Source organism: Mycobacterium sp. (genome assembly GCF_035697385.1).
In the GTDB taxonomy this organism is placed as follows: Bacteria; Actinomycetota; Actinomycetes; order Mycobacteriales; family Mycobacteriaceae; genus Mycobacterium.
In genome coordinates this window covers 1-10,818 of record NZ_DASSCY010000079.1, presented here as the reverse complement: position 1 = coordinate 10,818, position 10,818 = coordinate 1, and the positions used below count along the sequence as shown (strand labels likewise).

Sequence of the window (10,818 nt, the reverse complement as noted above, 5' to 3'; positions counted from 1 at the left end):
GGAGTTCGGCTACCCACTCCGGACCCGGTCCGCCGGCGTGCACTTCAAGCCGTGGGGGCTGGCGCCGTTCCTGCCGATGCCCGCGGCCGAGCTGTGTGACCGGCCGGTGACGGTAGAGCAGGTTTGGGGCCGGCCCGCGATTGCTGAGCTGCGAGAGCGGCTGGCCACGGCGGACGGACCGCACGAGATGCTGACGCTGCTCGAGGAGGAGCTAATGCGACGGCTGTGCGAGACCGCCGGCCTGGGGCTGGTCCGCCATACGAGCAGCGTCATCGCGGCGACCAGCGGGGCGGTGGCGATCGGCGACCTGAGGGTTTCAGCCGGTGTCAGCAGCACTCATCTGGCTCAGCGGTTCAAGGAGCTCATCGGCGTCACGCCGAAGCGGTTGGCCCGCACTTACCGCTTCGCCGCCACTGTGTTCTCGATCAACCCCGCCGAACCGATCGACTGGGCCGACCTCGCCAGTAGCGCAGGCTACTTCGATCAGGCCCACTTCGGCCACGAGTTCCGGGCAGTCACCGGGCTCACACCGACACGATATGTCGAAGTCCGGCGGCGGTTCCTGCGCGAACATCCCGGCCACGTACTGGACGGCTGGCCGCTGCCGACCGATTGATTTCTTACAAGAGCGACAGCCCACGAAACTCTAATTTGAGGGCATCCCCCAAACAGAGGAGCGCCCATGGGCAAAGTAGTCATGTACAGCTCGGTGTCAGTAGACGGCTTCATCGCGGACGATAACGACCAGCCCGGACCGCTGTTCGACTGGTTGCTCAACGGTGACGTGCCGTTGGACGAGAGCGGCGAGTTGAAGGTGTCACAAACGTCCTACGACTACACCCGGCCGTACTGGGACCAGATCGGGGCGACAGTCGCCGGCCGCCACGTCTTCGACATTACGGACGGCTGGGACGGGAAGCCCCCAAGCGGGATCGACCACGCGGTCGTCGTGACGCACCGGCCGAAGCCCGAAGGCTGGGACCCCGAGGCGCCGTTTCACTTCGTCGACGGCGTCGAGGCAGCCGTGGCCAAGGCGCAGGAGCTTGCGGGTGACCGCATGGTCGAGGTCGCCGCCGGCGACGTCGGTGGCCAGGTGCTTGCCGCGGGCCTGATCGACGAGGTGCGCATGGACGTCGTACCCGTCGTGTTCGGGTCCGGCAAGCGCTACTTCGGGTCGGTCCACGCGCAGCACCTGTTGGAGGAACCTGACGTGGTGATTCAGGGCAACCGGGTGCTTCACCTGCGCTTTCGGGTGCACCGTTGACCGATCTGAGCGGGTACGCGAAGAAGTCTACTGCGGACGGTGACACCAGATCGGACCTCCGGCTGCGTTTTGCGCAGGCCGGAGGCCGTTTCCCGGTCGGTGTGAAGTCGTGGCCAGACGGGGCTCGCAACGAGGTTGAACGCCAAGTTTAGACGTTGAAGTACTTGGCCTCGCGAATTCGTCGGAACCGTTCTGGCGCAACGGGTCTGGGCTCAGTGAGCACGACGACGTCGTCGCCCTATTAGTCCTCCGGGTTGTAGCCGAGGTTGGGGCCGAGCCAGCGTTCGGCTTCCCTCAGGGTCCAGCCTTTGCGCTTCGCGTAGTCGGCAACCTGGTCCTGGGCTATCCGGCCGACCACGAAGTACTGCGACTGCGGGTGCGAGAAGTACCAGCCGCTGACGGCAGCACCGGGCCACATCGCCATCGACTCGGTCAGCTCGATGCCGGTCCGCTCCTGGACGTCCATCAACTCCCAGAGCGTTGCCTTCTCGGTGTGCTCCGGGCAGGCCGGGTAGCCGGGGGCAGGGCGGATTCCCACGTACTTCTCACCGATCAGCGCCTCGTTGTCCAGCTGCTCGTCAGGCTGGAATCCCCAGAACTCCTTGCGGACCCGTTGGTGCATCCGTTCGGCGAACGCCTCTGCCAGCCGGTCGGCGAGCGACTCCAGCAGGATTGCGCTGTAGTCATCGTTGGCTGCCTTGAACTCGACGATCTTGTCCTGGCTTCCAAGCCCCGTGGTGACGGCGAAGGCGCCGACGTAGTCAGCCAGGCCCGTGTCCTTGGGCGCAATGAAGTCGCCAAGCGAGCGGTTCGGGATCCCGTCCCGGTGCTCGCCCTGCTGGCGCAGGTTGTGCAACGTGGTCCTCACCTCGGTACGAGTCTCGTCGGTGTAGACCTCGATGTCGTCGCCGACCGCGTTCGCCGGAAAGAACCCGATCACCCCGTTGGCAGTCAGCCACTTCTCCTTGATCAGGGTGTCGAGCATCTCCTGCGCGTCGTCGTACAGCTTGCGGGCCGTCTCGCCCGAGACCGGGTTGTTGAGGATGTCGGGAAAACGGCCCTTCATCTCCCAGGCGTTGAAGAACGGCTGCCAGTCGATGTATTCGCGCAGCTCCGCGATGTCGTAGTCCAGGAACTCGCGCACGCCGAGGCCCTGGGCAGGCACCGGCGGCGTGTAGTCGTCCCACTCGATCGGCGTCCGGTTGGTGCGGGCCTTCTCCAGCGTCAGCATCGGCCGCTCGCTCTTCTGGGCGTGCCGTTCACGGAGCGACGCGTAATCCTTCTCGGTCGCCTCCAGCAGGGCTGGACGCTGCTTGTCGTCCAGCAGCGCTGCCGCGACCGGCACCGAGCGGGACGCGTCCTTGACCCAGACCACCGGACCGCTGCGGCGCGGCGAGACCTTCACGGCCGTGTGGGCGCGCGAGGTGGTCGCGCCACCGATCAGCAGCGGGATCTTCAGCTCCTGACGCTCCATCTCGACGGCGAAGTTGACCATCTCGTCCAACGACGGGGTGATCAGGCCGGACAGCCCGATGATGTCGGCGTTGTGCTCCTTCGCCGCGTCCAGGATCTTCTGGGCGGGAACCATCACACCGAGGTCGATCACTTCGTAGTTGTTGCACTGCAGGACGACCCCGACGATGTTCTTGCCGATGTCGTGGACGTCGCCCTTCACGGTCGCCATGATGATCGTGCCGTTGGTGTCCTTACTCGCCCCAGCACCGGAGATTTCCTTCTCCGCCTCGATGAACGGCAGCAGATACGCAACGGCCTTCTTCATCACGCGGGCCGACTTCACGACCTGGGGAAGGAACATCTTGCCTGCGCCGAAGAGGTCACCGACGACGTTCATGCCGTCCATCAGCGGGCCCTCGATGACCTCGATCGGGCGCCCACCTGCGCCGGCGATCTCGGCCCGCAATTCCTCGGTGTCGGACTCGACGTCGGCGTCGATGCCCTTGACCAGGGCGTGCGTGATCCGCTCGCGGACCGGGAGAGATCGCCACTCGGCTGCGACCGGGTCGTCGGCCTTCTCCGAGCTGTTGAACCGTTCAGCGATCTCCAGCAGCCGTTCGGCCGCATCCTCGCGGCGGTTCAGCACGACGTCCTCGATCCGGTCCCGCAACTCGGGGTCGATCGAGTCGTAGGGCACCAGCGCACCCGCATTGACGATGCCCATGTCCAGGCCGGCCTTGATGGCGTGGAACAGGAACACCGCGTGGATCGCCTCGCGGACGGGGTTGTTGCCCCGGAACGAGAACGACACGTTCGAGATACCGCCGGAGATGTGCACCCCGGGAAGGTTCTCCTTGATCCAGGCGCAGGCCTCGATGAAGTCGATCCCGTACGTCGCGTGCTCCTCGATGCCGGTCGCCAGCGCGAAGCAGTTCGGGTCGAAGATGATGTCCTCGGCCGGGAAGCCGACCTCTTCGGTCAGGATCCGGTAGGCCCGCCCGCAGATCTGGATGCGGCGGTCCAGGTTGTCGGCCTGACCCTGCTCGTCGAAGGCCATCACGACGACGGCGGCGCCGTACTTGCGGCACAGCCGTGCCTCGCGGATGAACTTCTCCTCGCCCTCCTTCATGGAGATCGAGTTGACGATCGGCTTGCCCTGGACGTTCTTCAGGCCCGCCTCGATGACCTCCCACTTGGAGGAGTCGATCATCACCGGGACGCGGCTGATGTCCGGCTCGGTCGCGATCAGCTTGGTGAACCGGTCCATCGCGGCGACGCCGTCGATCATGCCCTCGTCCATGTTGATGTCGATGACCTGCGCACCGACCTCGACCTGCTGCAGGGCGACCGAGAGCGCGGTGTCGTAGTCCTCGGCCTTGATCAGGTTGCGGAACCGGGCGGAGCCGGTGATGTTGGTGCGCTCACCGATGTTCACGAACAGGGAGTCGTCGGTGATGTTGAGCGGCTCCAGGCCCGCGAGCCGGGTGGCCACCGGGATCTCCGGCAGCTCGCGCGGTGGCTTGCCCTCGACGACCTTGGCGATCTGGGCGATGTGCGGCGGCGCCGTTCCGCAGCAACCACCGACCAGGTTGACCAGGCCCGCCTCGGCGAACTCGGCGAGGTAGCCGGCCTGACGCTCCGGGGACTCGTCGTACTCGCCGAAGGCGTTGGGCAGGCCGGCGTTCGGGTAGCAGGAGACGAAGGTGTCCGCGATCCGCGCCATCTCGGCGATGTAGGGCCTCATCTCCGGCGCGCCAAGGGCGCAGTTGAGGCCGACCGCGAGCGGCTTCGCGTGCCTGATCGCATTCCAGAATGCTTCGGTGACCTGACCGGACAACGTCCGCCCGGAAGCATCGGTGATGGTGCCCGAGATGATCACCGGCCAGCGGCGTCCGCGCTCCTCGAACAGCGTCTCGATGGCGAACACCGCCGCCTTGGAGTTCAGCGAATCGAAGATCGTCTCGACGATGAGGAGATCGGCACCACCGTCGACCAGGCCGTTGGCAGCTTCGAGGTAGGCGGCGACCAGCTGGTCGTAGGAGACGTTGCGGGCTCCGGGGTCGTTGACGTCCGGCGAGATCGACGCGGTCCGCGTGGTGGGCCCGATGGCGCCGGCGACGTAGCGGGGCTTCTCCGGCGTGCTGTACTCGTCCGCGGCCTTGCGGGCCAGGGCAGCGCCTGCGTAGTTCAGCTCGTAGCTCAGGTCCGCCATGTCGTAGTCGGAGAGCGAGACCGCGTTCGCGTTGAACGTGTTGGTTTCCAGGATGTCGGCACCGGCCTCGAGGTATTCGCGGTGGATACCCTCGATGATCTGCGGCTGCGTCAGGGTGAGCAGATCGTTGTTGCCCTGCAGAGCGGTCGGCCACTCCGTGAACCGATCGCCGCGGTAGCCGGCCTCGTCCGGCCGGTCCCGCTGGATCGCCGTGCCCATGGCGCCGTCGATCACCATGATCCGCTCGCGCAGAGCAGCCGTCAGTTCGTCAGTGCAGTCGGGGCGAATATTCGGCGCAAAGGTGTTCGAATCAACGGCGTTCACGTGCACTCCTTCCTTAGCGGAAGGCGTCCTTGACTCTGCCGAGCGTGGCGGATACCGAGGGGGGACCCAGATCCGTTGCAACGCCTCTCGACCGGACAAGTCTACGTCGTCACCCGATCGACGTCTGGACGCCAGCTCATCGCCGCGTCGACCCGACCAGCTTGGCGATCGCAGTGCCCTTGAGCGACAGCTCGCGGATCTTGTCGGCAATGTTGTAATCAACAAGGTTAACGAGATTGCAGCCGAACATGTTTCATCTCGGCGGCGTCGGCCCCGGCATCAAAGCAGTTCCAGTGGGCAGCTGGGTGGCCCATCGCGCCGTTGCCTACGACAAGTCGCTTCGACAGCGTGTCCCGCAAATCGGTGTCGTACGCACGATTGTTTACATCAGTCACACATACCGGGCAGTCGCACTACCAAATCCGACCCGTGTGGCGATGGACCTCCTAGCCGCCACACAGGGCTTACGCTGGCCTAGTGACCTCGTCGGATGCGAGCGGCCACAGGCCGCCCGACCTGCCTAAACTGAACGACACGATTGTCGTCGCCGCCTTCGAAGGCTGGAACGACGCCGGTGACGCGGCCAGTGACGCGCTGGAACACCTTGACGCGATCTGGGAAGCCGATCTGATCGTGGAGATCGACGACGAGGCGTACTACGACTATCAGGTGAACAGGCCGGTCATCCGGCAGGTCGACGGCGTCACCCGCGAACTGGTGTGGCCGTCGATGCGGATCTCACACTGCCGTCCGCCCGGATCCGACCGCGACATCGTGCTGATGCACGGTGTAGAGCCCAACATGCGCTGGCGCACGTTCTGCGCGGAGCTGCTGGCAATTGCCGACAAGCTCAACGTCCAGACCGTGGTGATCCTCGGCGCGCTGCTGGCCGACACGCCGCATACCCGGCCGGTGCCGGTGTCGGGTGCTGCCTACTCCCCCGATTCGGCGAAGACGTTCGGCCTGGAGGAAACCCGTTACGAAGGACCAACCGGAATCGCGGGGGTGTTCCAGGATGCCTGCGTGCAGGCCGGAATTCCGGCGGTGACGTTCTGGGCTGCGGTGCCGCACTACGTATCGCAGCCGCCGAACCCCAAGGCGACGGTGGCGCTGCTGCGCCGCGTCGAGGACGTGCTCGACATCGAGGTGCCGCTGGCCGACCTGCCGACGGCGGCCGAGGAGTGGGAGCAGGCCGTCACCGAGATGACGGCCGAGGACGACGAGATCGCCGAGTACGTGCAGTCGCTCGAGGAGCGCGGCGACGCCGAGGTCGACATGAACGAGGCGATCGGCAAGATCGACGGCGACGCGCTGGCCGCGGAGTTCGAACGCTACCTGCGCCGTCGCGGTCCGGGGTTCCGGAGTTAGGCCTTAACCGGGGGCGGTGCCTTCCAAACGCCGTTGAGCGCGTCAGGCTTCGGCCAGTACAACCGCAGCACCAGCGTGAACGGCCCGTTCGGCGCAGGCAGCCAATTGGATTCCTTGTCGATGCCGGGTGAGGCGTTCTGGATGTAGAACGTGTAGCCCCCGTCGGGGTCGGGCACCAGGCTCGGCAGCATCGGGGAATTGATCAAGTAGCGCCGAATCGGGTTGTCGACCAACAGACTCTGCGGCAGCTCGTACATGGTCAGCGACCAGAACGCGTTGACCGGCGGCAGTTGATCCTTGGCAAAGCGGTAGGTGTAGTTGTTCGCGCCGTTCAGCGCAGCGCCGGCGGAGTCGTTCGAGAAGCTCGGGTAGATCGCCTCGGCCGCCGTATTGCCGTAGATGCCGAACACCGCTCCGGCCATCCGGTACAGGTAATTGTCCTTGAGGTCCGCCGCGGTGCCGAAGAACTGCGCCGAGCTCACTTGACCGGTGTCGACCTTGTCTTTCTTGAAGGCGTTGAACTCGGCCCACGCGTCGGCCATCCCGCCCTCTATCGCGGTCCGCATCTCCGGGGTCAGTTTGTCGGCGTCGAAATCACCGTCGGGACCGATGCCGATGGTCGCGAACCGGGCGCGCAGGTCCTGTTCGGCGGGCAACGTCGGGGCGAATCGAAGTGCAAAGTTGAGGATCTCGAAGAATTGCGGCGACGTCCGCTCCTGCTCGGAAGTCAACGGTGGAACAAAGTCGATGGGCGGGGCAGGCGCTGGCGCTGGCTGCTTCAGATGGGCCGACAGCGGCTGAACCTGGTATCCGGCCTGGATCTTCTTGACACTATCGAGATCGGACGGGCCGAACAGCTGGGTGCGGTAGAGCACCAATGCCAGCTCGGTGTCCGAGCGGATGACATCGTTGACGCCCTCGGGTTTGTCACCCTTCCAATTAGGGCCTGCCAGAAGGTATTTGCCACCGCCGTTGCCGGTGGTGCGGCTGCCGACGTAGGCGAAGTTGTAGGTGTAGCCGTCGACGAACTGCAACGAGTAGTAGCGGTCCTGCTCGATCGGCGGGACGGTGAGCACCAGCGGCTCTGTGCGCAGGTCCGCACCGACCGCGGAGTACGGAGTATCAGAGTTGGGTGTCTGGACAGTCTTGTCGTCGGGCGTGAAAACCCTTGCGGTGTTGTGAATCTCGTTCCAACCGCCCTTGTATTCGGGGTTGTCCTTGTTCACGAAGTACGCGTATTGGACCCGGTAGTTGTCGACGATCGGAAAGCCGTAGATGTAGGCCTGTTTGGCGATGGCGCGGGCCTGCTCCGGAGTGACGGCGGCCGGCGCAGGCGGGGGCGCTGAGGTTACCGTTTCCTCCTTCGCCCCTTTGGTGCTGCAGCCGGCGGCGAGCGCGACGATCGCTACGAGTACCCCGATGCGACGGATCAATGTTTTTCGATCGCCTCGGTGTGGGCGGTCGTCGACCGGCCCAGAGCGGCAACCTCGGCATCCATCCGCGGTAACAGGTCGGGCACGGACTTCACGGTCTGGGACTCACCGATCGAAGTGGCCAGCAGCGGCCGCAGCCACCGCATCAGGCCTACCCATTCCGGGCAGTTCACTCTGCGCTTGCGACCCTCGATGCCCTTGACGAAGATTTCGCCGCATTTGCGCACCGTCGTCGTCTTGTTCAAGGGGCCCGGCAGGCTCTCGATGAGCTCCTTGATGGACGGCAGGTCGGCCTTGCTGTCGCGCACCATTGCGGTGTCGATCCAGGACATGTGCGCCGACCCGACGTCGACGCCGCGGTGCGCGACCTCCATGCGCAGCGAGTTGGCGAAGTGCTCGACGCCGGCCTTCGACGCGTCATAGGACGCCATCCCCGGTGCGGCGGCGTAGGCCGCTAGCGACGAGACGATCAGCACGTACCCGCGACGGTCGATGACCGACGGCAGCGCCGCGCGCACCGTGTGGAACACGCCGACGATGTTGACGTCGATGACCCGCTTGAACGCCTCGGGATCAACCTGAAGCACCGACCCGTAGCTCGCGACGCCCGCGTTGGCCATCACGATGTCGATGCCGCCGAAACGCTCGACGCCCTTGTCCGCGGCGGCTTGCATCGCCGCCAGGTCACGTACATCGGCCACGACCGTAAGCACGCGCTCCTCGCCGAGCGCGGAGACCATGTCTTTGAGCTGACCCTCGTCCAAGTCGGTCAGTACCAGTTTGGCGCCCTTGGCGTGTAGGCGGCGCGCCACTTCGGCGCCGATGCCGTTCGCACCGCCGGTTATCAGGGCGACTTTCCCGTTCACAGAACTCATAGGCTCGAAACGTACTCCACTGCCGCTGGCGGCGGAACGCTGTCATCCTCGCGAGACGTACACCAAGGCCGTGGCGCGAAGCGGATTCACGACCCTGGTGTAACTCTCGCGAACGCAGCGAACGCAGCAGCTGCGAGGTTCTAGAGCTTCACACCGAGCAGCGCGTCGACAGCCGTCGCCACGGTCTGCGGCGCGTGCGTGTCGTGACCGCCGCAGGTGAGCGCATCGGTGGTCCAACCATCCAGTGCGGCAAGTGCTTTCGAGGTATCCAGGTCGTCAGCGAGGTAGCGCCGTACCCGCGAAATCACATCGGTTGCGTCAGGAGCAGCAGGCAGCGCTGTTGCGCTGCGCCACCGCTGCAGTCGGGCGGTGGCGTCGGCGAGCACTTTGTCGCTCCATGACCGGTCAGCGCGATAGTGACCGGCCAACAGCCCAAGCCGGATCGCCGCCGGTTCGACGCCGTCGGCCCGTAGCCGCGAAACCAGGACCAGGTTTCCCCGGCTCTTGCTCATCTTGTGCCCGTCCCAACCGATCATCCCGGCGTGGACGTAATGACGGGCGAATCGACGCTCGCCCGTTACGGATTCGGCGTGGGCCGCGGAGAACTCATGGTGCGGGAACAGCAGATCGTTGCCGCCACCCTGGATGTCCAGCCCGGTGCCGATGCGGGACAGCGCGATCGCGGAGCACTCCACATGCCACCCCGGCCGGCCGGGGCCGAACGGCGACGGCCAGCTGGGCTCGTCAGGTCGCTGCGCGCGCCACAGCAGCGCGTCGAGTTCGTCACCCTTGCCTGCGCGGTCAGGGTCACCGCCACGCTCGGCGAACAGCGCCAGCATGGTGTCGCGGTCATAGCCCGACTCGTAACCGAACTGCACTGTGGCGTCGGCCCGGAAATAGACGTCGGGATACTCGGCGTCGTCAACGATGTACGCCGCCCCGGACGCCAGCAGCTTTTCGACCACCTCGACCACTTCTTCGATGGCCTCGGTGGCCGCGACGTATTCGTGTGGCGGCAACACCCTCAGCGCGGCCATGTCGTCACGGAACAGGTCCGTCTCGCGGTCGGCCAGCTCGCGCCAGCCGATACCGTCGCGCGCCGCCCGTTCGAACAGCGGATCGTCCACGTCTGTGACGTTCTGCACGTAGTGCACCTGGTGGCCGGAATCCAGCCACAACCGGTGCACCAGGTCGAACGCCAGGTACGTGGCGGCGTGACCGAGGTGGGTGGCGTCATAGGGCGTGATGCCGCAGACGTACATGGTGGCGGTGTCGCCGGGGGTGACGGGGCGGACCTGCCGGTCGGCGCTGTCGTACAGCCGCAGCTGCGGCCCACGCCCCGATACCGCCGGAACGTCCGGAGCCGGCCACGATTGCATAGCGTCGACTCTAAGGTGTTCGGTCAGGTCCGCCTCCTGATGGTGCGTTGCCTACGTCAGCTACAACGCTGAAGGCCGATACATTCCCGCTATCGGTCGCGGTAGGCAGACCAGATCCCCTCGAGCAGCACCTCGGCCAGCTCCGATCGGCACATCAGCAGGTCGGGCAGGTATGGGTCGTGGCGGTTGTACAGCAGCGGCGAGCCGTCGATGCGGGAGGCGTGCAAACCGGCTGCGCGCACCACGCCTGCGGGCGCCGCCGAATCCCATTCCCACTGGCCACCGGCGTGGATGTAGGCATCGACATCGCCGCGGACCACCGCCATCGCCTTCGCGCCTGCCGATCCGATGCGCACGGTCTGGATGTCCATCCGCTCGCGCAGCCACCACAACACGGCGGGTGGGCGGGCGGCGCTGGCGGTGATGCGGATGGGCCCGTCGGCGCGCGGCGACGGTGCGGTGACGGTGTCGGTGCGGTACACCTCGTCGCGCGCAGGCAGTGCCACCG

Annotated in this window: 8 protein-coding genes and 1 pseudogene; 3 read left to right on the top strand and 6 right to left on the bottom strand. The window is 65.8% G+C overall.

The annotated features are described in order from the left end of the window. Both VFH65_RS07345 and VFH65_RS07340 read left to right on the top strand, forming a co-directional pair. Positions 1-616 (top strand): AraC family transcriptional regulator (locus VFH65_RS07345; RefSeq protein ID WP_353320493.1); only part of this gene is annotated, 616 nt, incomplete at its 5' end. Positions 617-682: 66 nt separating this feature from the next. Then, positions 683-1,264 carry a dihydrofolate reductase family protein gene (locus VFH65_RS07340; protein WP_353320492.1) on the top strand — a complete coding sequence of 194 codons (582 nt, stop codon included), beginning with the start codon at positions 683-685 and terminating at the stop codon, positions 1,262-1,264. Between the two features lie 241 nt (positions 1,265-1,505). Here VFH65_RS07340 and metH read toward each other — a convergent pair whose 3' ends face one another. Together metH and VFH65_RS32025 are read right to left on the bottom strand one after the other, a co-directional pair. After that, positions 1,506-5,255, bottom strand: coding sequence for a methionine synthase (metH, locus tag VFH65_RS07335; RefSeq protein ID WP_414688374.1), 3,750 nt, complete (start codon positions 5,253-5,255; stop codon positions 1,506-1,508). Positions 5,256-5,409: 154 nt separating this feature from the next. Next, positions 5,410-5,602 (bottom strand): annotated as a pseudogene (locus VFH65_RS32025) (hypothetical protein); the annotation flags it as partial. 130 nt (positions 5,603-5,732) lie between these two features. Between VFH65_RS32025 and VFH65_RS07330 the strand changes: the two are divergent. Continuing rightward, positions 5,733-6,623 (top strand): PAC2 family protein, encoded by an 891-nt coding sequence (locus tag VFH65_RS07330; RefSeq protein WP_353320491.1) that lies wholly within the window; start codon positions 5,733-5,735, stop codon positions 6,621-6,623. On the opposite strand, the gene VFH65_RS07325 is transcribed toward VFH65_RS07330, so the two are convergent. The 4 genes from VFH65_RS07325 to VFH65_RS07310 all read right to left on the bottom strand — a co-directional run. Further along, positions 6,620-8,056: a DUF1254 domain-containing protein gene (locus tag VFH65_RS07325; RefSeq protein WP_353320490.1), complete on the bottom strand. Its 1,437-nt coding sequence runs from the start codon at positions 8,054-8,056 to the stop codon at positions 6,620-6,622. The two genes, VFH65_RS07330 and VFH65_RS07325, sit on opposite strands and share 4 nt — an antisense overlap. Further along, positions 8,053-8,931: an SDR family oxidoreductase gene (locus VFH65_RS07320; protein ID WP_353320489.1), complete on the bottom strand. Its 879-nt coding sequence runs from the start codon at positions 8,929-8,931 to the stop codon at positions 8,053-8,055. Before VFH65_RS07320 ends, VFH65_RS07325 begins: the two co-directional genes overlap by 4 nt. A gap of 140 nt (positions 8,932-9,071) precedes the next feature. After that, a complete protein-coding gene (gene mshC, locus VFH65_RS07315; RefSeq protein ID WP_353320488.1) occupies positions 9,072-10,310 on the bottom strand; it encodes a cysteine--1-D-myo-inosityl 2-amino-2-deoxy-alpha-D-glucopyranoside ligase in 1,239 nt (412 codons plus the stop codon). 89 nt (positions 10,311-10,399) lie between these two features. Beyond that, positions 10,400-10,818, bottom strand: a 419-nt coding sequence (locus VFH65_RS07310; RefSeq protein ID WP_353320487.1) for an inositol monophosphatase family protein, incomplete at its 5' end; no start/stop codon positions are given.